General features: G+C 61.4%; 16 protein-coding genes, 3 rRNA genes and 2 riboswitches. Of the genes, 4 read left to right on the top strand and 15 right to left on the bottom strand.

Going from position 1 to position 23,575, the window contains the following annotated elements; genetic code table 11:
- Positions 1–36: 36 nt before the first annotated feature.
- The 5 genes from NKF27_RS07005 to rhmD form a co-directional block, all read right to left on the bottom strand.
- Complete coding sequence (locus tag NKF27_RS07005; RefSeq protein WP_253555861.1) at positions 37–846, bottom strand: aldolase/citrate lyase family protein; 810 nt, start codon at positions 844–846, stop codon at positions 37–39.
- Positions 847–909: 63 nt separating this feature from the next.
- Positions 910–1,680, bottom strand: coding sequence for an SDR family NAD(P)-dependent oxidoreductase (locus NKF27_RS07000; protein WP_253555860.1), 771 nt, complete (start codon positions 1,678–1,680; stop codon positions 910–912).
- A gap of 66 nt (positions 1,681–1,746) precedes the next feature.
- Entirely contained in the window at positions 1,747–2,643 is an 897-nt protein-coding gene (locus NKF27_RS06995) for an amidohydrolase (RefSeq protein WP_253555859.1), read from the bottom strand.
- Positions 2,640–2,969 (bottom strand): L-rhamnose mutarotase, encoded by a 330-nt coding sequence (gene rhaM / locus NKF27_RS06990; protein ID WP_253555858.1) that lies wholly within the window; start codon positions 2,967–2,969, stop codon positions 2,640–2,642. Before rhaM ends, NKF27_RS06995 begins: the two co-directional genes overlap by 4 nt.
- 34 nt (positions 2,970–3,003) lie before the next feature.
- The gene (gene rhmD / locus NKF27_RS06985) at positions 3,004–4,188 is read right to left on the bottom strand and encodes an L-rhamnonate dehydratase (protein WP_213230559.1); all 1,185 of its coding nucleotides are present in this window, start codon (positions 4,186–4,188) and stop codon (positions 3,004–3,006) included.
- A 394-nt stretch (positions 4,189–4,582) separates the two neighbouring features.
- On the opposite strand from rhmD, the gene NKF27_RS06980 reads away from it, so the two are divergent.
- Together NKF27_RS06980 and NKF27_RS06975 are read left to right on the top strand one after the other, a co-directional pair.
- Complete coding sequence (locus tag NKF27_RS06980; RefSeq protein ID WP_108132574.1) at positions 4,583–5,533, top strand: LysR family transcriptional regulator; 951 nt, start codon at positions 4,583–4,585, stop codon at positions 5,531–5,533.
- A gap of 303 nt (positions 5,534–5,836) precedes the next feature.
- Positions 5,837–6,916, top strand: a complete 1,080-nt coding sequence (locus NKF27_RS06975; protein WP_253555857.1) for a cytochrome c — start codon at positions 5,837–5,839, stop codon at positions 6,914–6,916.
- Here the strand turns inward: NKF27_RS06975 and NKF27_RS06970 are convergent.
- The 7 genes from NKF27_RS06970 to NKF27_RS06940 form a co-directional block, all read right to left on the bottom strand.
- Positions 6,903–7,391 (bottom strand): DUF2938 family protein, encoded by a 489-nt coding sequence (locus NKF27_RS06970; protein ID WP_253555856.1) that lies wholly within the window; start codon positions 7,389–7,391, stop codon positions 6,903–6,905. The genes NKF27_RS06975 and NKF27_RS06970 overlap by 14 nt on opposite strands.
- Before the next feature lie 168 nt (positions 7,392–7,559).
- A complete protein-coding gene (locus NKF27_RS06965; RefSeq protein WP_253555854.1) occupies positions 7,560–8,738 on the bottom strand; it encodes a PLP-dependent aspartate aminotransferase family protein in 1,179 nt (392 codons plus the stop codon).
- Positions 8,739–8,978: 240 nt separating this feature from the next.
- The gene (locus NKF27_RS06960; protein ID WP_253555852.1) at positions 8,979–9,857 is read right to left on the bottom strand and encodes an MBL fold metallo-hydrolase; all 879 of its coding nucleotides are present in this window, start codon (positions 9,855–9,857) and stop codon (positions 8,979–8,981) included.
- Between the two features lie 419 nt (positions 9,858–10,276).
- Positions 10,277–10,392 (bottom strand): 5S ribosomal RNA (gene rrf, locus NKF27_RS06955).
- Positions 10,393–10,487: 95 nt separating this feature from the next.
- Positions 10,488–13,375, bottom strand: a 23S ribosomal RNA gene (locus tag NKF27_RS06950).
- 240 nt (positions 13,376–13,615) lie between these two features.
- A 16S ribosomal RNA gene (locus NKF27_RS06945) occupies positions 13,616–15,153 on the bottom strand.
- Together the 16S, 23S and 5S rRNA genes form the textbook arrangement of a ribosomal RNA operon.
- 767 nt (positions 15,154–15,920) lie before the next feature.
- Positions 15,921–17,630, bottom strand: a complete 1,710-nt coding sequence (locus tag NKF27_RS06940) for a diguanylate cyclase (protein ID WP_253555851.1) — start codon at positions 17,628–17,630, stop codon at positions 15,921–15,923.
- A 171-nt stretch (positions 17,631–17,801) separates the two neighbouring features.
- Here NKF27_RS06940 and NKF27_RS06935 point away from each other — a divergent pair, with 171 nt between their 5' ends.
- Both NKF27_RS06935 and NKF27_RS06930 read left to right on the top strand, forming a co-directional pair.
- Complete coding sequence (locus NKF27_RS06935) at positions 17,802–18,590, top strand: hypothetical protein (RefSeq protein WP_253555850.1); 789 nt, start codon at positions 17,802–17,804, stop codon at positions 18,588–18,590.
- Positions 18,591–18,649: 59 nt separating this feature from the next.
- A riboswitch (TPP riboswitch) is annotated at positions 18,650–18,752 on the top strand.
- Between the two features lie 80 nt (positions 18,753–18,832).
- Entirely contained in the window at positions 18,833–20,278 is a 1,446-nt protein-coding gene (locus tag NKF27_RS06930) for a sodium:solute symporter family protein (protein ID WP_108449909.1), read from the top strand.
- 115 nt (positions 20,279–20,393) lie between these two features.
- Here the strand turns inward: NKF27_RS06930 and NKF27_RS06925 are convergent, their stop codons facing one another.
- From NKF27_RS06925 to NKF27_RS06915, 3 genes are all read right to left on the bottom strand, one after another.
- Positions 20,394–21,674, bottom strand: a complete 1,281-nt coding sequence (locus tag NKF27_RS06925; protein WP_253555849.1) for an LLM class flavin-dependent oxidoreductase — start codon at positions 21,672–21,674, stop codon at positions 20,394–20,396.
- A gap of 8 nt (positions 21,675–21,682) precedes the next feature.
- Positions 21,683–22,492 (bottom strand): 3-oxoacyl-ACP reductase, encoded by an 810-nt coding sequence (locus NKF27_RS06920; protein ID WP_253555848.1) that lies wholly within the window; start codon positions 22,490–22,492, stop codon positions 21,683–21,685.
- Between the two features lie 47 nt (positions 22,493–22,539).
- Positions 22,540–22,638: riboswitch (TPP riboswitch) on the bottom strand.
- 98 nt (positions 22,639–22,736) lie between these two features.
- The gene (locus NKF27_RS06915) at positions 22,737–23,411 is read right to left on the bottom strand and encodes an SOS response-associated peptidase (RefSeq protein ID WP_222569108.1); all 675 of its coding nucleotides are present in this window, start codon (positions 23,409–23,411) and stop codon (positions 22,737–22,739) included.
- Positions 23,412–23,575: the final 164 nt, after the last annotated feature.

Genomic DNA, 23,575 nt, shown 5'->3' with positions numbered 1-23,575 from the left:
TGTCGTTGTCGGATGGTGTGGTGGGACGAGTCTGCGTCAGTAGGTGCGCGAAGCGCCCGCGGTAGCGCTGCCCCCCGCCGCCTCGTCAAACCTCGCCAGTGACGCCCTCGCCGCCTGGCGCAGCAGGCTGACATCGATCGACACGGCGACGAAGTCGCAGCCAAGGCCGATGTAGCGGCGGGCATCGTCTTCCTGCGGAGCGAGAATCCCCACCGCCTTGCCCGCCGCTTTGACGGTCTCGATGGTGGCAGCGATCGCCTGCTGCACCTCGGGATGGCCCGGATCACCGGGGTGTCCCAGCGCCGACGAAAGATCCGCCGGGCCGATGAACACCGCATCCACGCCCTCCACCGCAGCGATGGCGGCGGCATTGTCGACGCCGGAGGCGGATTCGACCTGTACGATCAGACACAGCTCCCGATGGGCCAACGTCAGATAGTCCTCGACATCGTCCCACCGCGTGGCCCGCACCAGCCCGCCACCGACACCCCGCTTGCCATGAGGCGGATAGCGCATGGCCGCCACCAACGCGCGCGCCTGGGCCTCTGTTTCCACCATGGGCACCATCAGCGTCTGGGTTCCGATGTCGAGCAACTGCTTGATCAACGACGGGTCGTGATTGACGCAGCGCACCACCGGCGCCACCGGATACCCCGCCACCGCCTGCAGCTGGGCCAGAATCTGGGGCACCGTATTAGGCGCATGCTCGCCGTCGATCAGCATCCAGTCGTAGCCAAGGCCCGCCTCGATTTCGGCGCAGTAGCCGCTGGCAAAGCCGGACCACAGTCCGAACTGGACGGCATCGCACTCAAGACCGGCGCGAAAACGGTTGTCGGGAAGTTGCATGGTCAAGCTCCAGGTCAAGGTCGTGTGTCCATTACTATCAAGGCCGCTGTGGTGTCGCCGTCGCTACTGCAGGTTGACGAACATGCCACCATCTACCAGCAGCGAGGCGCCGGTGACGTAGCGGGCCATGTCGGAGGCCAGAAAGACGATGGGTCCGGCCAGATCATCCGGGTTTCCGAGACGTCCCAGCGGCGTCCGCGACTCCATGTACTGGCGTTTTCCGTCGTCGCTGAGATCGTCTCGATTGATGTCGGTCTCGATGGTGCCGGGCAGCACCGCGTTGCAGCGAATGCCGTAGGGCCCCAGCGCCACCGCGCAGGACTGCATCAGCGACAACAGGCCAGCTTTCGTCGGCGTGTAGTGGGTCTGCATGGCGCCGCCCACCAGGGCGCTGATCGAACTGACCGCGATGATCGCCCCGCCTCGGCCCTGCTCCTTCATTTGCTTGGCCGCCGCCTGAACCGCGAAGTAGGCACCATTGAGGTTGGTATCCACGGTCTTCAGATAGGTCTCGCGGGGCATGTCGAGAAAGCTGTGGAAGGGGCAGATGCCGGCATTGTTGACGAACACGTCAACGCCGCCGAAGTGCTCCACCGCCGCTGCCACCAGCGCCTCGCCGGTGTCAGGATCTTCTGCCGGGGCACCCACGGCCACGGCCTTTCGCCCCAGCGCTTCAATCTGTTGAATCAATTCATCGACCTGGCCCTTGCTGGAAGGACTACCGCTGTAGCTGATGACCAGATCAGCACCCTGGCGGGCACACTCCAGCGCCGCTGCGGCACCGATGCCGCGCGAGGCACCGGTGATGATGACGGTCTTGTCGTTGAGCAACATGGCGTTCTCCTGAAATAGAGGGGTCAAAGCATCCAGATGGGCCGGAGGCGGCGAGCGAGATACCGCTCACAGTCGATAGCAGCGTCTGGCGTTGTCGCGGAACAGGGCATCGCGCTCGCTGTCTGAGACGCCCGTCACGATCTCGAGGTAGGTCCGCCAGATGTCTTCATAGCCGGCGTACAGGCCGTCCACCGGGAAGTTGGAGGCGAACATGGCCCGCTCGATACCGAAGGCATCGATGGCCTCCCACACCAGTGGCACTACCGCGTCTCGCGTCCACCGATGGTCGAGCATGCCGAAGCCACTGAGCTTGATCATGACGTTGTCGCAGGCCGCCAGCTCACGTAGTCCATCCCGCCAGGCACGCCAGCCATCGAGATGCTGTCGGTCCACGTACATGCCCGCGTGATTGAGCACGAAAAGGATGTCGTCGCATTCACGTGCCAGCGCAGCCGCCTGGGCCATCTGGCTCGGGTAGATCTGCAGGTCGAAGGACAGCCCCCGCGATGCCAGCATGCGTAGATTGCTTCGCCAGCCTGGCTCGCTGACGTAGTCACGCCCGACGTAGTCGAACAGTGGATCGTCATGAACGTTCAGGATCTGACGTACGCCACATACCCGATCGCTCAGCTCGCGCTGAGCATCGAGCTGCTCTTCGGCATCCCCACGTGACAGGTCGACCCCGACCACCAGAGCATCGGGCGCCAGCCGTGCTCCGCTGGCGATCACCTCGGCCAACCAGCGGGTTTCCGCCACCGCATCGACCGCATCGGCCTCCACGTGGACACAGGCCTGGATATCGACCTCACCTCGCGCGCGCTCAAGATCCTCCGGCAGATGATCCTGCGCCATCGGCGAGTAGTCCCCCAGCAGATTGGGTACCGGGTTTTCCAGCCAGGGCTGGTTACCGCTGGCCAGTGACCAATAGTGGAGATGGGGATCGACAATCGAGATGGCGCTCATGAGGTGGCTCCTGGAACGAAGGCAAAGACTTCCTCGAGACCCACCACAACAGGCGAATCGTCTGGATGGGTGTCCATGATATCGGCCATGTGCGCCCACCAGCGACGCATGACGGGGAGCTCCGGCAAGTCATCGACGGAGTGGCCCTCGGCCAGCTGCATCACCGCAAACAGGGTGTGGCGATCGCTGTCCAGAAAGATCCGGTAGTCAATCACCCCGGCGTCGGCCAGCGCCTGGCCCAACTCCGGCCACAACGCGTCGTGGCGACGGCGGTACTCCTGATGCTGGCCGGGGAACAGGTTCATGCGAAAGGCTTTCAATTCCATGGGGCCTCCCTGACGTCACCATCGACGCCGCTGCTCAATGGGTATAGGGACGACTGAGCTCGCATTCGGGATTCAGGCGAACCCCGAAACCCGGCTTGTCCAGCGCCGACACCGACATGCGGCCCTGGCTCGGTACTGGCTCATCGAGCAGCAGCGGATGGAACATCGGCACCACCTCATCGGCCTTGGGCGCCATCATCAGGAACTCGGCAAAGGGACTGTTGTGGCGGGTGATAACGAAGTGATAGCTGTACACCGAGGAGCCATGCGGCACGACCAGCTTGTTGTGGGCATCGGCCAGCGCCGAGATCTTGATCAGTTCGGTTACCCCACCGCACCAGCCCACGTCAGGCTGAATGACATCGCAGCAGTCCATTTCCATCAGCAGACGGAAGCCCCAACGGGTGGCCTCGTGCTCACCGGTGTTGACCAGCATCCCCTTGGGCACATTACGCTTGAGCTCGGCATAGCCCCAGTAATCGTCCGGCGGCAGGGCCTCCTCGATCCACTTGAGCCCCAGCTCGCTCGCTCCATGAGCCAGTCGTGTAGCGTAGTTCACATCCAGGCTCATCCAGCAGTCGTACATCAGCCAGAAGTCGTCACCGACACGCGAGCGCATCTCGGCCAGATGCTCAAGGTTGCGGGTCAGCCCCTCATTGCCTTCGGCAGGGCCATGTGCAAGCGGCATCTTGCCACCGATGAAACCCATGTCCCTGGCCAGATCCGGGCGCGCGCCAGTGGCGTAGAACTGCAGCTCGTCGCGCACGGCGCCCCCCAGCAGTTCGTGTACCGGCTCGCCGCGCACCTTGCCGAGCAGGTCCCAGAGGGCCAGGTCGACCCCGGAGATGGTGTTGATCACGACGCCCTTGCGACCATAGAACAGGGTGGCGTTGAACATCTGATCCCACATCTTCTCGATCTCGGTGATCTTGCGACCCTCAAGAAATCTTGCCAGGTGCCGCTCGACGATAAAGGCGCCGATCTCGCCGGCGGTGGTCACCGCAAAGCCCACGGTGCCATCGCTGGCCTCCACCTCCACCACCAGGGTGCCCAGCACATTGAGCCCGAAGCTGCGGCGATTCATCCGGTATTCCGGATACTTGCTCATCGGTGTCGATATCTGCCCGTCGATCCAGTGCCCTTCGGCCTGGTCATGATAGTCGGCACCGCCCCCGCGAACGGTGTAGGCGCGAACCTGCTTGATGGTGACATCGGTCATGGGATTCTCCCTCGGATAATGCGCTTGGAATGACTCCTTTCTAGCCAACTCGTGGTCGTCGACACCAATCGAAAAGTCGGCTCTTCCGATACCTTTTTGTTATCGACCGAGGGCAATGCCCGTGCCTAGGCGCTGTCCGAAAAGTCGACGAGCGAAGGTTAGACAAGGCAAAAATCGGTGAGAAAGCGCAGTTTACGGGGTGTAAATGAGCATTTTGATCCGATTTTTAACGCCGTATTACCGAGCGCAGGCACTTTTCAGACAAGCCCTAGGCGGCCTTCGGCAACCTCCCGCTTATCGCTCTCCAATAATGATTTCGACCAATGTCTAAGGCATCAGCACGCGCTACCTGATCATAATCTTTAGGTATCACTTCCCACTCCAAGGAGATTCGATGGAGGCCTATCAGGCCCTGCTGGCACGCCTGCGCTACAAGCATCTCTTGATGATCGCGACCCTCGGTCGCCGCAAGAACCTTCACCAGACCGCCGACGCCATGCACATGTCCCAGCCGGCCGCCACGCGCATGCTGGGTGAAATCGAACGGGCTTTCGGCTGCCAGCTGTTCAAGCGCACGTCGCGGGGCATGTTGCCTACCAGTGTCGGGGAGATGCTGATCGACTTTGCCGACAACGCCCTGGCGCGCCTCGACCGCTGTGCCGAGGAGGTTCGTCGTCACCAGTTGGGCGGCCAGGGGCAACTGGTGTTGGGCGCCATCATGGGCGCAGCGCCGGATCTGGTCGCCGATGCCATCATCGCGCTAAAGCGCGACCGACCGCTGCTGCAGATACGACTGATGGGCGAAACCAGCGACCAACTGGCCGAGCTGCTTGATCAGGGCAAGATAGAGTTGGCCATTGCCCGCTACACCACTGCCTCGCAACACAACGCCTTCGACTTCGAGGCGCTCGGCGAAGAAACCCTGCTGACGGTCGTGCGGCGCGGACACCCCTTGCTTGAGCCAGAGCTCCCTCCACTATCCGCATTGCTGGACGACTGGCCCTGGCTGCTGCAACCGCTGAGCACACCGGCTCGCCAGGCAGTAGAAAAGGCGTTCGAGGTTCAAGGCCTGGTCTCCCCCCGCGACGTGATCGAGTGCGGCTCGATTTTCGCCGCCTTGCAGTTGGTACAGCGCAGCGACTGCCTGATGGTGATGTCGGAGAGCGTGCTGAGTGAACACCTGGCCATGGGCCATATTCAGGCCCTGCCGCTGTCGCTAGGACGCACCCTGGCGCCCTACGGCCTGATGACCCGCAAGGGAAGCTTGCTTAGTGAACCAGCGAGAGCGCTTTGCGAACGCTTGAGGACGCTAGCCGGTCGGGCTCGTCCAGGAGACGCCAGGTAGCGACCGCCAGCATTGGGACGGACGTCATTTTCGGGCGGACCCAATTGGCAAATTCTTGTTCGGTACGTGCCAAATCGGGCCGCTTCGGGAACACCTCGAGTCGCACCGACAGGTTGTCGGTTAGCATCCGACAGAGGCTACGTCGACTGACTACAAACTCGGCCGTCGGCCGCCCTGAGTCGGCAATTCCGGCTACAGTGTGTGGGCACCAAGGAGCCGGGGGGTGGACGATGGTAGCTTGCCCAGTCACTCGGAAGCTGCGTTACTGTACATGGACACGCAATAGCGGGAGGACACCCTGCCTTGAGAGCCAGCATTCGACTTGCCGTCATGGCCTCATGCATCGTGCTTTCCGCCCGAGCCGCCGACTCCCCTCCTCTGACGTCAGGACAGACCCTCTACCAGCAGGGAACCCACGGCGAGTCGCCTCATACCTCCTGTGCAAGCTGCCACGGTGTCGATGGCCTGGGGATCGATGGCACTGCACCTGCTGTCCATTGGACGGCATTGACCAGCGAAGACCACCAGCCTGGCTATGATCGAACGAGTCTGCTGAAGGCACTGAGTCAGGGCATCGCTCCCGATCAACGCCGACTGTCTGCGCAGATGCCACGTTATGCACTGGACGACGACGTTCTAGACTCGCTGATCGACCACCTGCAACAGCTCTCGGCGGCGACGGACACCGGCATCGAACCCACACGTGTGCTGGTGGGCATCTCCGGAAATTCGGACCTGGATATCGGCTTCAGCGCGGCCATTGCTGCCTTCAATAGCCAGGGCGGCGCTTTTGGTCGACGTATCGAGGTGACGACGCGGCCTGACGTGTTGACGACCCTGACCGAGATCGACGACCGGCTGGAAGAGCGCTTGCAGACGGCCTGCCTGGTGGCCGCCGTCAAGGCAGTGCGCAATACCAGCGCACAGCGCGTGGGCCTGCTCGGCCGCCCTGGCGACGAATTTCGCTTTCGGCTGATGACCATGAGTCTTCCGCTCTCGGCGGCAGCCGATGTGACCCTGGTCGCCAGCGACAATATTGTCGACGAACTGGAAAATGGTGAACTGCTGGACACCCCCAGAACCCTGGTCGGTTGTCTGGATCATCTCGGCGAACACGCCGCTGCCCTGGCAGAAGCCGGCCACGAGGTGATCCTCGCCATACCGCACCAGGACGCCCTGAGCTGGGCCGCCCTCCACGATCAGGGGCCCGAAGCCCTGCGCGGCTACGCCCTTGGCGCCCTGCTCGGAGAAGCCCTGGCTGCAGCGGGGGCCGATCTGACACCGGGGCGATTGAACAAGGCACTCGAGAGCATTGCTCTGACGGCCCAGACCGTCTATCTGGAACCTCGCTTCACCCCAAGGTATCTGCTCAGCCCGCCGTGATCAGACGTGCCGCCAGATACATGCCCAGGGCGAAGACGATATGGCCCACCACGTTGTTCATGCGGGCGAGGCTCGGGTTGGGAGCGCCCGAGCAGGCAACCCCCACTCCCATGCCAGGCTGCAGGATGAACCAGCCCGCGCCTACCGTCACCAGGCCCACGATCAAGGCCGGGCCAAAGGTCGGTGCCAACGCCCAGCCATCTCCCCACACCAACAACAACGCCAGGGCAAAGCTCACGCCCACGACGTAGTGCATGATCCAGCCGATGGCGAGCTCCCCGACGATCGCAGGCGAGGAAGCGATCCCCTGCCGATGGACCAGTCTCCCCTTGGGCAAGCCCGAAAACCAGCGGCCGACCAGATGCCAGGGTGGCAGTGGTTGCCTTATCAACTTGTTCAACAGCCAATTCCACAGATCAAGCAGGGCAGTCCCCCCGACACCGATCACCAGGGCAAGACCAAGCGTATCGAACATCCCTTTCTCCTGACACTGGACTCCATCAATCGCCCTGGAGCCGAAGGCATAAGCGCCCGCCACACGATCGGCGTCACCACCGACGCGCGCAGGCCAAGCTGAAAAATACAGGCAAGACGATCGCCCTGCCGAGATAGCGTCGACCTGCCCCACCTTCTTCATGCTGCTTCAAGCAAGCCTCAGCGCCTGATCGAGATCCTCGAGCAGGTCTTCCACGTCCTCGAGCCCTATCGACAATCTCAACATGCTGTCCGTAATACCTCTGCGCTGGCGTTCCTCGTCGCTCAAGTCCACGTGGGTGGTCGTGCGGGGCTGAGTCACCAGACTTTCGGCGCCACCCAGGCTTGGTGCCAAGGCAAACCAGCGAAGCGATTCCGCGATCTTCTCCGTCAACGAAAGGTCCGCCTCCAGTTCGAGCGTCAGCATGCCACCGAACCCACGCATCTGCCGCCTGGCCACCTCGTGCCCGGGGTGACTCGCCAGGCCAGGATAGTGGACACGACGTACCGCCGCATGCGATTGCAGCGTTTCGGCGATCGTCTGGGCCGAACGGTTGTGCTGCGCCACTCGAACCGACAGGGTCTTGAGGCTTCGCGACAACATTGACGCTGTCTGCGGCGATGGTGCGCTGCCCAGCGACTGACGCCACCAATCGATAGACTCCAGCAACGCCCGAGAGCCCATCACCGCCCCCGCGGTGAGATCACTGTGCCCTCCCAGATACTTGGTGGCACTGTGCACTACCAGATCCGCGCCGAGTGGCAGCGGCAACTGATTGACCGGCGTAGCAAAGGTATTGTCCACCACCACCAGTGCGCCATGGGTGTGCGCCTGCCTCGCCAGCTTTTCAATATCGGTGATGGCAAGGGTCGGGTTGCTCGGTGTCTCCACGAAGACCAGACCAATGCCCTCGCGTAGCCTCCGCTCGAGTGCGTCATCTTCATTGTCCAACACCAGGTCGACGGGATAACCGAGGCTTGGCAACCCCTTCGCCATCAGCCCCAGAGTGCCACCGTAGATCTCACCGTAGCCCACCACCCCTTTTTTACCGTGGGCCAGCAGCAAGGCGCTGATGGCCCCCATCCCTGCACTGAAACTCAGGGCGGCCTCGGCGCCCTCCAGTCCTGCCAACACGTCCTCGAGGGCGTACAACGTCGGATTCATGCCATAGCGCGAATAGAATCCTCCACGCTTCTTCCCTTCTCCGACCTCTCGCAGAGAGGCCGTATCATCGAAGGCGAAGGTCGTGGTGTCGTAGATCGGCATATGGGGACTGCCGAAGGGATCACGCTGTTGCTGGCCATGGATGGTGCGCGTCGCCAGTCCATAGCGGTCGAGACGGGGCATGCTGCCTCCTTTGTGAGCTTGCAAGCCAATCACCGTCTGACCAACCTAGCGTGAAAGCAGACACTTCACCAGAGACGCATGCCCAAGCGCCCGCGCTCGATAACGACGTCGATAACGAAAGGGCAAGGCCCGAGGAACCATCACTGGATGATATTCACCGGACCCTATCGGCAAGCGCCCGCCGCAGAAATATTCATGGACTCCGCTCTCGGAGGCCGCTCTCAGCAGCCGTCACGGCGCTTAAAAGGCGTTGAGTGGGATCTTGAGGTAGCGACGACCGTTGGACTCTGCCTTGGGCAAACGCCCTCCCAGAATATTCACCTGGAGTGACGGCAGCATCAGCGCAGGCATCGGCAAGTCCTGGTCGCGTCCATTGCGCATGGCGATGTAGCCGGCCTCGTGCTGACCCTGGAGATGGATGTTGTCACGGCGCTGCTCAGCCACCGTGCTCTCCCACCGGGGCTCTCGGCCTCCAGGGCGATAGTCGTGCCCGGTAAATATGCGGGTATCTTCCGGCAAGGCAAGCAGGTCCTGTATCGACTGCCACAACGCCTGAGCGTCGCCACCGGGAAAGTCTGCCCGGGCCGTGCCGAAGTCAGGCTGAAACAGGGTGTCGTGGACGAAGGCCGCATCACCGACGTGGTAGGTCACCGACGCCAGGGTATGCCCGGGAGAGAACATCACCTCGACCTCGAGACTACCGATGAAAAAGCGATCCCCCTCGGCCCACAGCCTGTCCCACTGACTACCGTCGCAGGCCAGCTCCGGCCAATGATAGATATCCTTCCACAGCGCCTGTACCTCGGTGATCTTCTGCCCAATCGCCGCCGGCGCCCCCGTCTGCTGCTTGAGATACTGCGCCGCCGACAGATGATCGGCATGGGGATGGGTATCCAGCACCCACTCCGCTTCGAGGCCGTGCTCCTTCACGTAGCCAAGCAGTTCATCCGCGCTGGCGGTGGACGTCGCACCGGAGGCCGCATCGAAATCAAGCACCGGATCGATGATGGCACACCGTCTGGTATCGGGGTCCGTGACCACGTACTGGACGCTAGATGTCGCGGTATCGAAGAACCCCGTCACCTGTGGCCGTCCCTCGGAATGACGAATTCGTTGCATCTGGCACCTCCTTCGCTCTGTGTACGATGAATATGCCATTTCGATCTTTCTTTAGCACCTTTGTTCCATCCAGAGCAGCATTCCGCATGGGAAGCAGAAACGAAAGAAGCCCAACTCCTCTCGGAATTGGGCTTCTTCTAAATAAATGCCTGACGGACGGGCCGGCCTATCGTTCTGTAGTCCAGGCCACCTCTTTTCCCCAGAAGACTCTCGGATGACGCCACCAAGATAACAATGTTTCTCGCATGGGGGTGAGTCACCCCGAGCTTTTGCGGCAACGCCGCAAGGGGAGACGAACGACGCGAGCCTGCGAGCGGCCGGACCGCACGCAGTGCGGCCCCACATATAAAAAGCGGGGTCTGCCCCATGCAAGCGAAAAAGCCCAACTCCTCTCGGAATTGGGCTTCTTCTGAATAAATGCCTGACGATGACCTACTCTCGCATGGGGAGACCCCACACTACCATCGGCGCTGAGCGGTTTCACTTCTGAGTTCGGCAAGGGATCAGGTGGTTCCCACTCGCTATGGTCGTCAGGCGGAAAAAAGACAATATATATCATGCTGACGATACGCTTCATCGTATCCGTCAATTGATTCGAGACATCATCGACCAAAACCCTTTGGGTGTTATATGGTCAAGCCTCACGGACCATTAGTACCGGTTAGCTCAACGCCTTGCAGCGCTTCCACACCCGGCCTATCAACCAGCTGGTCTTGCTGGGTCCTTTAGGAGGCTCAAGGCCTCAGGGAGATCTCATCTTGAAGGGGGCTTCCCGCTTAGATGCTTTCAGCGGTTATCCCGTCCGTACATAGCTACCCGGCAATGCCACTGGCGTGACAACCGGAACACCAGAGGTACGTCCACTCCGGTCCTCTCGTACTAGGAGCAGCGCTTCTCAAATCTCCAACGCCCACGGCAGATAGGGACCGAACTGTCTCACGACGTTCTAAACCCAGCTCGCGTACCACTTTAAATGGCGAACAGCCATACCCTTGGGACCGACTTCAGCCCCAGGATGTGATGAGCCGACATCGAGGTGCCAAACACCGCCGTCGATGTGAACTCTTGGGCGGTATCAGCCTGTTATCCCCGGAGTACCTTTTATCCGTTGAGCGATGGCCCTTCCATACAGAACCACCGGATCACTAGAACCTACTTTCGTATCTGCTCGACGTGTCTGTCTCGCAGTTAAGCACCCTTATGCTCTTGCACTCACTGCACGATTTCCAACCGTGCTGAGGGTACCTTCGTGCTCCTCCGTTACTCTTTGGGAGGAGACCGCCCCAGTCAAACTACCCACCACACACGGTCCTCGAACCGGATTACGGTCCTGAGTTAGAACGCCAATGATGCCAGGCTGGTATTTCAAGGTTGGCTCCACCCTATCTGGCGACAGGGTTTCAAAGCCTCCCAGCTATCCTACACAAGCAACATCAGCGTCCAGTGTGAAGCTGTAGTAAAGGTTCACGGGGTCTTTCCGTCTAGCCGCGGGTACACAGCATCTTCACTGCGATTTCAATTTCACTGAGTCTCGGGTGGAGACAGCGTGGCCATCATTACGCCATTCGTGCAGGTCGGAACTTACCCGACAAGGAATTTCGCTACCTTAGGACCGTTATAGTTACGGCCGCCGTTTACCGGGGCTTCGATCAGGAGCTTCGCGTGAGCTAACACCATCACTTAACCTTCCGGCACCGGGCAGGCGTCACACCCTATACGTCCGCTTGCGCGTTTGCAGAGTGCTGTGTTTTTAATAAACAGTTGCAGCCACCTGGTATCTTCGACCGCGTCAGGCTCCGGTCGCGAGGACCTTCACCCTAATGCGGCGTGCCTTCTCCCGAAGTTACGGCACCATTTTGCCTAGTTCCTTCACCCGAGTTCTCTCAAGCGCCTTGGTATTCTCTACCTGACCACCTGTGTCGGTTTGGGGTACGGTCTCACAGTATCTGAAGCTTAGAGGCTTTTCCTGGAAGCGTGGCATCGATGACTTCCTGACCGTAGTCAGTTCGTCTCGCCTCTCGGCCTTAAGGATCCGGATTTACCTGAATCCTCAGCCTACCGGCTTTCACCAGGACAACCAACGCCTGGCTCACCTAGCCTTCTTCGTCCCCCCATCGCAATACTGTGAGGTACGGGAATATTGACCCGTTTCCCATCGACTACGCCTTTCGGCCTCGCCTTAGGGGCCGACTCACTCTGCTCCGATTAGCGTCGAACAGAAACCCTTGGTCTTCCGGCGGGGGAGTTTTTCACTCCCCTTGTCGTTACTCATGTCAGCATTCGCACTCGTGATACCTCCAGCATGCTTCTCAACACACCTTCATCGGCTTACACGACGCTCCTCTACCGCTCGCCATTCGGCGAACCCGTAGCTTCGGTACCTGGTTTGAGCCCCGTTACATCTTCCGCGCAGGCCGACTCGACTAGTGAGCTATTACGCTTTCTTTAAAGGATGGCTGCTTCTAAGCCAACCTCCTAGCTGTCTAAGCCTTCCCACATCGTTTCCCACTTAACCAGGATTTCGGGACCTTAGCTGACGGTCTGGGTTGTTTCCCTTTTCACAACGGACGTTAGCACCCGCTGTGTGTCTCCCACGCTTGCACTCACCGGTATTCGGAGTTTGCCTCGGGTTGGTAAGTCGGGATGACCCCCTAGCCGAAACAGTGCTCTACCCCCGGCGGTGATACGTGAGGCGCTACCTAAATAGCTTTCGAGGAGAACCAGCTATCTCCGGGCTTGATTAGCCTTTCACTCCGATCCACAAGTCATCCAAATCTTTTTCAACAGATCCTGGTTCGGTCCTCCAGTTGATGTTACTCAACCTTCAACCTGCTCATGGATAGATCGCCCGGTTTCGGGTCTATTTCCAGCGACTGGTCGCCCAGTTAAGACTCGATTTCTCTACGCCTCCCCTATACGGTTAAGCTCGCCACTGAAAATAAGTCGCTGACCCATTATACAAAAGGTACGCGGTCACCAAACAAGTTGGCTCCCACTGCTTGTACGCATACGGTTTCAGGATCTATTTCACTCCCCTCTCCGGGGTTCTTTTCGCCTTTCCCTCACGGTACTGGTTCACTATCGGTCAGTCAGGAGTATTTAGCCTTGGAGGATGGTCCCCCCGTCTTCAGTCAAGGTTTCACGTGCCTCGACCTACTCGATTTCACAACACTCAGGTTTCGGTTACGGGGCTATCACCCACTATGGCCAGATTTCCCAATCTGTTCACCTACCAGTTGTGTTGCTTAAGGGCTGGTCCCCGTTCGCTCGCCGCTACTAGGGGAATCTCGGTTGATTTCTTTTCCTCGGGGTACTTAGATGTTTCAGTTCCCCCGGTTCGCCTCTCATGTCTATATATTCAACATGAGATACCCAAGTTACCTTGGGTGGGTTTCCCCATTCAGAGATGTCCGGGTCGCAGGTCGTTTGCCACCTCGCCGAACCTTATCGCAGGCTTCCACGTCTTTCATCGCCTCTGACTGCCTAGGCATCCACCGTATGCGCTTCATCGCTTGACCATATAACCCCAAAGGGTCTGTCAATCGATGATGTCACGACAATTGCCAGATACGCTTGAAACGTATCTTACTTTGTCAGCATGATATACATTGTTAAAGAGCATTAGAGCACAAAACTCTAAGCTGGCGGCTTGTGGCTTGCTAATGAAGCACAAACGTCCAACTTAAAGTTCCGTTAACCGCTCTATCGATCAGGTAATTCATTGTGAGCACTTACCGACAGTCAGATGACGTGTCGTTTAAGGAGGTGATCCAGCCGCAGGTTCCCCTACGGCTACCTTGTTACGACTTCACCCCAGTCATGAACCACACCGTGGTGATCGCCCTCCGAAGTTAGGCTAACCACTTCTGGTGCAGTCCACTCCCATGGTGTGACGGGCGGTGTGTACAAGGCCCGGGAACGTATTCACCGTGACATTCTGATTCACGATTACTAGCGATTCCGACTTCACGGAGTCGAGTTGCAGACTCCGATCCGGACTGAGACCGGCTTTATGGGATTAGCTCCACCTCGCGGATTCGCAACCCATTGTACCGGCCATTGTAGCACGTGTGTAGCCCTACCCGTAAGGGCCATGATGACTTGACGTCGTCCCCACCTTCCTCCGGTTTGTCACCGGCAGTCTCCCTAGAGTTCCCGACCGAATCGCTGGCAAATAGGGACAAGGGTTGCGCTCGTTACGGGACTTAACCCAACATTTCACAACACGAGCTGACGACAGCCATGCAGCACCTGTCTGAGAGCTCCCGAAGGCACCAATCCATCTCTGGAAAGTTCTCTCGATGTCAAGGGTAGGTAAGGTTCTTCGCGTTGCATCGAATTAAACCACATGCTCCACCGCTTGTGCGGGCCCCCGTCAATTCATTTGAGTTTTAACCTTGCGGCCGTACTCCCCAGGCGGTCGACTTATCGCGTTAACTGCGCCACAAAGCTCTCAAGGAGCCCAACGGCTAGTCGACATCGTTTACGGCGTGGACTACCAGGGTATCTAATCCTGTTTGCTACCCACGCTTTCGCACCTCAGCGTCAGTGTCAGTCCAGAAGGCCGCCTTCGCCACTGGTATTCCTCCCGATCTCTACGCATTTCACCGCTACACCGGGAATTCTACCTTCCTCTCCTGCACTCTAGCCTGACAGTTCCGGATGCCGTTCCCAGGTTGAGCCCGGGGCTTTCACAACCGGCTTATCAAGCCGCCTACGCGCGCTTTACGCCCAGTAATTCCGATTAACGCTCGCACCCTCCGTATTACCGCGGCTGCTGGCACGGAGTTAGCCGGTGCTTCTTCTGTGAGTGATGTCCTCCCTCGAGGGTATTAACCTCAAGGCTTTCTTCCTCACTGAAAGTGCTTTACAACCCGAAGGCCTTCTTCACACACGCGGCATGGCTGGATCAGGCTTTCGCCCATTGTCCAATATTCCCCACTGCTGCCTCCCGTAGGAGTTCGGGCCGTGTCTCAGTCCCGATGTGGCTGATCATCCTCTCAGACCAGCTACGGATCGCAGCCTTGGTGAGCCGTTACCTCACCAACTAGCTAATCCGACATAGGCTCATCCGATAGCGCAAGGTCCGAAGATCCCCTGCTTTCCCCCGTAGGGCGTATGCGGTATTAGCCTGGGTTTCCCCAGGTTATCCCCCACTACCGGGCAGATTCCTATGCATTACTCACCCGTCCGCCGCTCGACGCCTCCTAGCAAGCTAGGATCGTTTCCGCTCGACTTGCATGTGTTAGGCCTGCCGCCAGCGTTCAATCTGAGCCATGATCAAACTCTTCAGTTTAAAGTCTGATAGTCCGTTAAGCGGACCAAACTTGGCTCAAGGTTCAAACGTCTCGTTTGACGAGTCGCTTGCCTTGATATTTCAGTGACAGTGTCACTGACTCATCGGCAAGCGCCCACATGAATTACCTGATCAATTTTTAAAGAGCTTGCCCTCGGCCAAACCGGCCGGAAGAGCGTCTCGCTTTGCAGCGCCGCAGCCCCGAATCTTTAACCCGAGCCCTTATCACAGCGCCTTGCGAGGAAGGCGTATTCTACAGAATCGAAGCGTTCCGTCAAGGCTTTCTTTTTTCGCCGTGCAAGCGATGCCTGCAGGACTCAAGAAAGCGAAGCGAGCCTGACGCGCATCCTGCGATGCCGTCTTGGCGACTCCGATCGAGTGGCGAGCATTCTACCGATTTCTCGTTGCCCGTCAAGTGGAGAATTTTTTCAAAGACTTGAAAAAGCCTTTTCAAAACAATCACTTTTACCACCCTCTACCGCCTGTGACGTTTGCTCGTCGCCGGCAGCGGATGCGTACTTTACGGATCGGGGCCGGGCTTGGCAAGCACTTCGTGTAAAAAAATTTCACGCCACCGTCATCTGAATGACATCAGCCACACTGCGAGATTCTTCTCGATTCCGCAGGTGCAGGATTCAGCATGTCGAACAGCGGCTACCAAGCTTCTCTTGCAATCTCTCGAGGCCATCCTCGATCCGCCCGCCGTGGCATTCACTTCAGCACCGCACCGCCTTGCTCAGTAGAGGTCTCTTTTAATGTTTCAGCGACTAGACGCGGGAGGCCTCTTGCGACGACTCTCCGTCCGTCGCGGCGCACACGCGGTTGCGACCACTGCGCTTGGCGCTGTACAGGCGCCGGTCGGCGCGCTCGAACAGCGGTGCAAACCCCTCCCCCTTGCGATACTGGCTGACGCCGATGCTGATGGTGATGCGAATCGTCTGTCCATCCGACAGGCGGATTTCGCCCCCTTCCACCGCACGGCGCACCCGCTCGGCCGCCTTGATCGCCTCGGGCAAGGCGGTGCGCCGCATGACCACCACGAATTCCTCGCCGCCGGTGCGCGCCACCAGATCGCCATCACGCAGGCAGTTGGCTACTGTTTGCGCCAGCCAGGTGAGCACCTGGTCACCGGCCGAATGACCGAAACCATCATTGACCTGCTTGAAGAAGTCGATATCGACCGCGGCCAGCGAGAACACCATCCCGCCACTGTCGCATTCCTCGATCAGGCGGGTGACGTGGCGATCCAGCTGGCTTCGATTGGGGAGTCCGGTCAAGGCATCGGTCATCGCCTGGTCTTCCAGTTGATCACGTTCGAGGCGAATACGCTCGACCTCCATCTCGTTGGAAATGACACGTTCGACGGCCCCGACCAGTAGTCGGACCAACTCGATATCGACCTCGCTGAAGGCGTGCCGCCGCGCCGACGGACTGGAGAAGTTCAGGGTTCCCCAGACCTTGCCCTGGATCCGCAGCGGTGCACCGATATAGGTTTCCAGCTGAAAGTTCTCGTAGCAGGGGTGGCCCTTGACTCGCTCGTCCTGCCTGGCGCGGTGGGTATGGAAGACGTCATCGGCGTCGAGGGACAGCCGACAGTAGGTGTCACCCAGTGCAAAGCTGTCGCCGGAGGCGACTGGCGCATTATCCGAGGCCGCCCAGCGAACCGTGTAACACTCCCCCTCGACCTGACTGACCAGCGCGATATCCAGCCTCAGGTAGCTCAAGGCGTCACGCAGCAGCATGTCGACGATCTCTGATACTCCGATATCGGTGCGATTTACCCCGGTATGGACATCCCGTAACAGCTGGATCATCGAGCGATACTCGGAGACGTCCTGGATGATGGCGTAGAAGCCCATCACCTCATCTTCCACCAGGTCCGGCAGATAGTGGACCTTGAAGTAGATCTGGCGACCGTCCTGGAGCACCAGGGAATCCTCGTAGCTGACCTCCTGCCCCGCCAGCGCCAGATCGAAACGTGGCCGGATCTTGGCGTAGGAGTCTGCATCAAGCACCGAAGACACCGGCTGCCCCATCAGCGCCTCGGCAGGCTGGCCGATGAAGTCGAGGTAGGCACGATTGTTGAAACGGAAGCAGAAGTCGCGGTCGACGTAGGCCACCATCACCGGCAGGTGGTCGGCCATCCGCGCGATGACACCGCGGCTTGCCTTCTGCCGAGCCGACAGTCGCAGCACCAGCCCACCATCGGCCAGGCGACAGCAGCTACCATCGCCCAGTTCCAGCGGCATCGAAGGCTTGGCAGCGTGAGCGACACCCCGGGAGACCCAGGCTTCGGCGACCCTGGCGACCTCGCCAGGCAGCTCTGCCAGCCCCCGCCCGATCCAGACCTCTCCAGGCTCGCCCAGCACGCGCACGGCATCACCGACCACGTCGTGCACCTGCAACTCCGGCGTCAGGCGTACCAGCACCGTTCCGGACGACACCAATGCCTCTTCCACCCAGGCAAAACGCTCCATGAGGACAACTCCTTGCGTAAGCCCTGCCCTGGACCGGCAGCAGGTCAATACCCTGGCGGCTCGCGTGCCGTCTTCTCTAGCCTATGAAAAGATGCTTATAGATGCCGGATTATTTCGCTTGCCCGCTTCCACGTTATGCTGGCGTCGCCGACACCGCCGCGGGAGCTGCCCATGAACCACCAGGACCTTGTCGCCATCGAACACGCCCTGACGCTGGCCAATCGCGGGGATACCAGCTGGCTTTGCACGCGTCTGGACACCCCTGCTCCCGCCTTCCCCCACCTGAGCGTCACCAGCGATGCCGATGGCCCCGGGTACGCCGGACAGCCCATCTTGCTGTCCCAGGCGCGGGACGGCGGCGCCTGCCTGGTCAATATCGACAACAACGCTAACGATGGCACCCCCTGCCTGGTCGAGCGCCTGTCACCGAGCAGCGAGACCCTGGTGCACCTGGAGGTCATCCATGCAACGCTCGCCGGCCAGCCATCGCTGATTCGCCGCGTCAGCCTGGGCAGCACGTCCATGAACCTGCAGCGACCCACGCCAACCAGTCCGCTGGTCCAGATCGGCGACGACGTCGTCGAGGTGCTGATCCAGCCGGCCTTGCGTCTGGTGCTGACCGGCCACGCCCCGGTCAATGCCGACTTGGCGCGCCAGGGACAACGGCTCGGCTTCGAGGTCATCCTGTGCGCCCCAGACCACCCCGACACGCATCACTCGACAGCGCCCCTGCCGGCAGGCGTCGAGTTCCAGCGCGCTCCCGCGGCCCCCTTCCTGCGCGGCGGCGGCGGGCACCGACGCACCCTGGTGATGGACGCCACCGACGCCTCGACCATTGTGCGAGCGAGCCGCGAGGCCTGCTGTCATGGCTATCTGGCGATGGCTGACATCGATCCAAGCCGAGCGGCAAACTGGCTTTACGATGGCTGGCACAGCCTGCGCACCTCGCCCACCGTCTGACGCCCCGTCGCTGCGGCCAAAGCGCCAATTGACAGCCATCGGAGGCGGTCCTACGCTGTGCGCATTCCTGGGGGAGCCTGACGGCTGAGATTCCGCATCACGCGGTAACCCTTTGAACCTGATCCGGGTCATGCCGGCGAAGGGAAGGATGGTTGCGTTATCTCCTCTTTCTTCCTGTCCGCCGCTCGTCCCCCCTGTCCACCGGTCCCTGCGGACAACGACAAGAAAGAGGTCTTCTTTCGATGATGCTCGATCCCACCTGGACGGCGCTGTGGCTTCTGCTGTGCGCCGCCATCTTTGCCATCCCCGGCCTGATCTATGCCCGACGTCGTCAGGGCGGCCTGGATGACTACATCTCGGCTCGCAACAGCCAGAACACCCGCGCCACGGTGTTGACCCTGGTGGCCACCACCCTGGGCACCTGGATCCTGTTCGGCCCCGCCCAGGCGGCCACCTGGGGCGGCATCGGCGCGGTACTGGGCTATGCGCTGGGTTCCATGGTCCCGCGCCTGGTGATGATCCCGCTGGGACGACGCATGCGTGAGCTGATCCCCGAAGGCCACGGCCTCACCGAGTTCGTGATCCATCGCTACGGGCGCACCATGTACGCCTTCACCCTGACGATCATGCTGTTCTATCTGTTCATCTCGCTGGCGGCAGGCCTCACCGCGATCGCCCATATGGTCACCCTGCTGGCGCCGATCCCACTGTGGCTGACCGCCTGCGTGGTGATGATCGCGACCCTGCTCTACACCTTCTACGGCGGCCTGCGCACCACCATCTTCACCGACAAGGTACAGATGCTGGTGATCCTGCCGTTGCTGGCGCTGCTGCTGGTGTTCGGCTGGCAGGCCGCCGGCGGCGTCGCGCCGACGCTCGAGGGCCTGCAGGAACGTGCGCCCCAGTTGCTGGATGTCACCGATGCCGGTGGCCTGCGTGCCGGTCTGACGTTCTTTATCGCGGTGATGCTGACCGGCCTGTTCTACCAGGGCACCTGGCAGCGCATCTACGCCGCCCGGGACAGCAAGGTGCTGCGGCGGGGCTTCTGGATCGCAGGGCTGTTCAACTTTCCGGTGATCGTGCTGATGGGCCTGTTCGGCCTGGCCTTCGTCGGCCTCGGGCTCGAGGGAGACGGTTCGGTGGCGCTGTTCAGCGTGCTGCTGTCCGAGGTGCCGCTGTGGTTCGCCCTGGCCTTGATTCCGCTGGGTCTGGCCCTGGTGATGAGCAGCGCCGACACTACCGTCAACGCCACCTCCAGCATCATCGCCGTCGACATGCACCGGCTGCTGCCCCAGGCCAGCGAAGCCACCCTGATGCGCCTGGCACGCTGGCTGATCGTCGCCGCAGCGGTGCCGGTGACCTGGGTGGCGGCCCAGGGCTACAGCGTGCTCTATCTGTTCCTGCTGGCGGACCTGCTGTGCTCGGCGGCGGCCTTCCCAGTGTTTTTCGGTCTGTTCAATCGCCGCTACGACGGGCGCAACGCGGTCCTCAGCACCGCTGCGGGCCTGGTCGCCGGGCTGGCGATGTTCCCGTCCCCCAGCGGCGGTACCGCCACCCTGCTGGAATCCTTCCTGCTGGCGGCCTTCGTGCCGGTGCTGGTCTCGCTGGTGCTGATGAAGCTGCTGCCATCCCGCCAGGACTATGACTTCACCCGCATGGGCAGTCTGGTGCGGCGTTTCCAGAGCTGACACCGCCACGCTGACAGCCTGGCAAGGCGTGATAAAAAACAGCGGGACGTGCTGACGCGTCCCGCTGTTGTCGTTTCAAGGCCTGGCGATCAGGGGCCCTGGCAGTTCCGGCTCATCAGCGACCAGGCCGCGCCAGCCCCAGGTGGTCGCGCAGGGTGCGGCCCTGGTACTCGCGTCGAAGCAGCCCGCGGCGCTGCAGTTCGGGCACGACCTGTTCGACCACGTCCTCGATGCTGTCCGGCAGCGATGGCGGCATCAGGTTGAAGCCGTCCGCCCCGCCCTGCTCGACCCAGCGCTGCATCTCGTCGGCGATACGCTCCGGGGTGCCGACCATGGTGCAGTGGCCGCCACCGGCGGCGAGCCGTCCCAGCAACTGGCGCAGCGTCGGTCGTTCGCTCTCGATGATCCGCAGAATCGTGGCGTAGCGCCCCTTGGGCCCGCTGAAGGCCTCCAGTGGCGGCAACTCGGGCACCGGGGCATCCAATTCCCAGTCGCCCACGTCCTGACCGATGAACTGACTCAACTGGCGCCGGGAGCTGTCCACCGGCAACAGTTCGTCGAGCTCCCTCTGCTTGCGTCTGGCCTCCTCTTCGGTGGAGCCGACGTAGGTGACGAGCCCCGGCATGATCGCGACCTTCGGTCTGCCCGCGGCCTTCACCCGAGCCTGAAGATCGCTGTAGTAGGCCTGGGCGGAGGGCAGATCGTAGGCCACCGCGTAGATGGCCTCGGCGTAGCGCGCGGCCAGGTCACGGCCCTGATCCGAGGCGCCGGCCTGAAACAGCACCGGGTGGCCCTGGGGCGGACGCGGCACCGTCAGCGGGCCATCCACCAGAAAGTGCTCGCCGTGATGGTGAACGGGTCTGACCCGGCTGGCGTCGACGTAATCGCCCTGGCGATCCCTCACCAGGGCGTCGTCACTCCAGGAGTCCCACAGCGCCAGCATGGTATTGGCGAATTCCTCCGCCCGGGCATAGCGCTCGGCGTGGCTCGGCATGGCCTCGAGCCCATGGTTGCGCGCCTCGCTGTCGAACATCGAGGTCACCAGGTTCCAGCCCAGGCGTCCGCCGGAGATATGGTCCAGCGAGGCCAGCATGCGCGCAGCGTGAAACGGCGTATAGAAGGTGCTGGAGACGGTCGAGATAAGCCCGATGTGTTCGGTGGCCCGCGCCATGGCCGCCAGCATGGTCAGCGGTTCCAGGGTCCACAGCGGACCGTCGGCGACGTTGCCCGCGGCGTGACCATCGGCGAAGAACACCGCATCGAAGCGGCCCCGCTCGGCGAGCCGCGCCAGCTCCTCGTAGTAGCGGATATCGGCCAGGCGCTCGACGCTGGAACGGGGATGACGCCAGGCCGCCTTGTGGTGGCCGCAGCCCATGATGAACAGATTAAGGTGCATGCTGGCCATCAGTCCTTCACCAGTCCGCCGTCGACCACCAGGTTCTGGCCGGTGACCGCTCGCGACCAGGGCGAGGCGAACAGCAGCGCGGCGTCGGCAAACTCTTGCGGCGTGGTCACCCGTCGCAACGGTGTGCTGGCGGCGATCAGGTCGAACACCGCCTCCGGCGTGGCGCGGGAGGCATCGGTGGTGCGCAACAGGCCGCCGGAGATCATGTTCACGGTGATATTGTCCGGGCCCAGATCGTGGCCCAGGGTGCGCGTCAGCGACAGCAGCGCCGCCTTGGCGGCGGTGTAGTCGTGGTAGGGCACCACCGGGTTCTGGAACAGGTTGGTACCGATATTGACGATGCGACCAAAGCCGGCCTCACGCATGCCGGCAAGCGACGCCTGCACCGTGTTCAGTGCTCCCCGGGCGACGCCCTGAAGCTGATGATCGAGATGCTCCCAGGTCAGCTCGTCGGGACCGGGACGGGCGTCGCCGTTGAAAGCGAAGTCCGGCAGCGCATTGTTGATCAAGGTGGTGACCGGTGCGCCGAAGTGCTCGCGGGCACGCGCGAACATGGCATCGACGGCGCTGCGATCACAGACGTCGGCGGCCACCGCCAGGGCTTGCTCGGGATAGTCGGCTACCAGCGCGTTGGCGCCCTCTTCGCTGCGTCGATAGTTGACCACCACCCGCGCGCCCTGCTCGAGGAAACTGCGCGCCAGGCTGACACCGAGGCCACGTCCAGCGCCGGTGACGACGACCAGCTGGCGGGAAATAGGAAGCGCAGGCGGACTTACGGAAGCTGAAGGTAAGGCGTCGGAAAGGGTCATCTGGCGGGTCCTTGGTCGAGGCGAGGAACGCACGCCGACCCCTGGACTGACGACTGCGCTGACATCCCTTCGCCGGTATGAACTGGATCAGGTTCGACGGGTGTTTCTCAGCCCCGCTATCGTGCGGGACACCCCGTGCCATGCGCCTTCGACCTTAGCCCATCGGCGCGGGGCGGACAAGCCGCGCAGCACCTGGAACATCACCGCAGCCAGGGCATGCAGACGGGCGCTTCAGACCCGACGGTCAGCCCGGTGCCTGGACGGCTTCCATCAAGTCACTTCCTTCCTCTCCCGCCCGATTGACCCTGGTCGAGACCGGCCATGCCTCGAAGGCGCCAGCGGGTAGATGCCGCACCGTCTGGCGCATGACGTCGCGATCACTCAGCTCAGGATCGAGCCAGGGTTCAAGGCTGGCGTCGTCCAGCGCCAGCGGCATCCGGGCGTGCACCTGACTCGCGCAGCCCCGGGCGGGTTCGGTGAGGATGGCAAGGCCCGGCCTGCCGTCGTCCCTTTCACTGAAGATCGCCGCCAGCCACAGCGGCGCGCGATCTTCACGACACAAGAAATAAGGCTGCTTGCCGGTCTCGCCCGGCAGCCACTCGTACCAGCCGTCCGCCGGCACCAGGCAGCGATGGCGAGCAAAGGCCCCACGAAAATAGCGCGAGGTGGCGACCTTCTCCACGGTGGCGTTGATCGGCTCCGGCGCCCCGGCCTGGGCCCAGTGGGGTCGATAGCCCCACCACATCGAGGTAAAGGAAGGTACAACCTCCCCGTCCATGGCGAGTGACGTGATCCAGGTGCCCGGCGCGACATTGTAGCGAGGTGGCGGCTCCTGCTCGGGCAGGCGCGGCGCCACCGGCAAGCGCATCAGCGCCGCAAGCTGAGCAAAAGGTGTGTAACAGGCGAAACGGCCGCACATGGATACCTCCTTTACCGGACCCTGCAGGATCAGCCTAGCACCATCTCTTGCGTCCACTCAGGCCACCTGTGCGCGCTACAGGTTAGTCATCTGCGAACGTTAAGTTTTCGCTAAGCTAGGCAGCCTAGCCTTGCCATCAACTCCTCTTTCAAGGACGCGATGAC

Origin of the sequence: Halomonas sp. DN3 (assembly GCF_024137905.1) — a bacterium.
Classification (GTDB): Bacteria; Pseudomonadota; Gammaproteobacteria; order Pseudomonadales; family Halomonadaceae; genus Halomonas; species Halomonas litopenaei.
This window is presented reverse-complemented; position numbering and strand designations above follow the sequence as displayed.

What these genes read in the sequence shown, in the direction of transcription:
- NKF27_RS07005 (WP_253555861.1), bottom strand. Translation starts at nt 846, where the DNA reads ATGCAACTTCCCGACAACCGTTTTCGCGCCGGTCTTGAGTGCGATGCC.
- NKF27_RS07000 (WP_253555860.1), bottom strand. Translation starts at nt 1,680, where the DNA reads ATGTTGCTCAACGACAAGACCGTCATCATCACCGGTGCCTCGCGCGGC.
- NKF27_RS06995 (WP_253555859.1), bottom strand. Translation starts at nt 2,643, where the DNA reads ATGAGCGCCATCTCGATTGTCGATCCCCATCTCCACTATTGGTCACTG.
- rhaM (WP_253555858.1), bottom strand. Translation starts at nt 2,969, where the DNA reads ATGGAATTGAAAGCCTTTCGCATGAACCTGTTCCCCGGCCAGCATCAG.
- rhmD (WP_213230559.1), bottom strand. Translation starts at nt 4,188, where the DNA reads ATGACCGATGTCACCATCAAGCAGGTTCGCGCCTACACCGTTCGCGGG.
- NKF27_RS06980 (WP_108132574.1), top strand. Translation starts at nt 4,583, where the DNA reads ATGGAGGCCTATCAGGCCCTGCTGGCACGCCTGCGCTACAAGCATCTC.
- NKF27_RS06970 (WP_253555856.1), bottom strand. Translation starts at nt 7,391, where the DNA reads ATGTTCGATACGCTTGGTCTTGCCCTGGTGATCGGTGTCGGGGGGACT.
- NKF27_RS06965 (WP_253555854.1), bottom strand. Translation starts at nt 8,738, where the DNA reads ATGCCCCGTCTCGACCGCTATGGACTGGCGACGCGCACCATCCATGGC.
- NKF27_RS06960 (WP_253555852.1), bottom strand. Translation starts at nt 9,857, where the DNA reads ATGCAACGAATTCGTCATTCCGAGGGACGGCCACAGGTGACGGGGTTC.
- NKF27_RS06940 (WP_253555851.1), bottom strand. Translation starts at nt 17,630, where the DNA reads ATGGAGCGTTTTGCCTGGGTGGAAGAGGCATTGGTGTCGTCCGGAACG.
- NKF27_RS06935 (WP_253555850.1), top strand. Translation starts at nt 17,802, where the DNA reads ATGAACCACCAGGACCTTGTCGCCATCGAACACGCCCTGACGCTGGCC.
- NKF27_RS06930 (WP_108449909.1), top strand. Translation starts at nt 18,833, where the DNA reads ATGATGCTCGATCCCACCTGGACGGCGCTGTGGCTTCTGCTGTGCGCC.
- NKF27_RS06925 (WP_253555849.1), bottom strand. Translation starts at nt 21,674, where the DNA reads ATGCACCTTAATCTGTTCATCATGGGCTGCGGCCACCACAAGGCGGCC.
- NKF27_RS06920 (WP_253555848.1), bottom strand. Translation starts at nt 22,492, where the DNA reads ATGACCCTTTCCGACGCCTTACCTTCAGCTTCCGTAAGTCCGCCTGCG.
- NKF27_RS06915 (WP_222569108.1), bottom strand. Translation starts at nt 23,411, where the DNA reads ATGTGCGGCCGTTTCGCCTGTTACACACCTTTTGCTCAGCTTGCGGCG.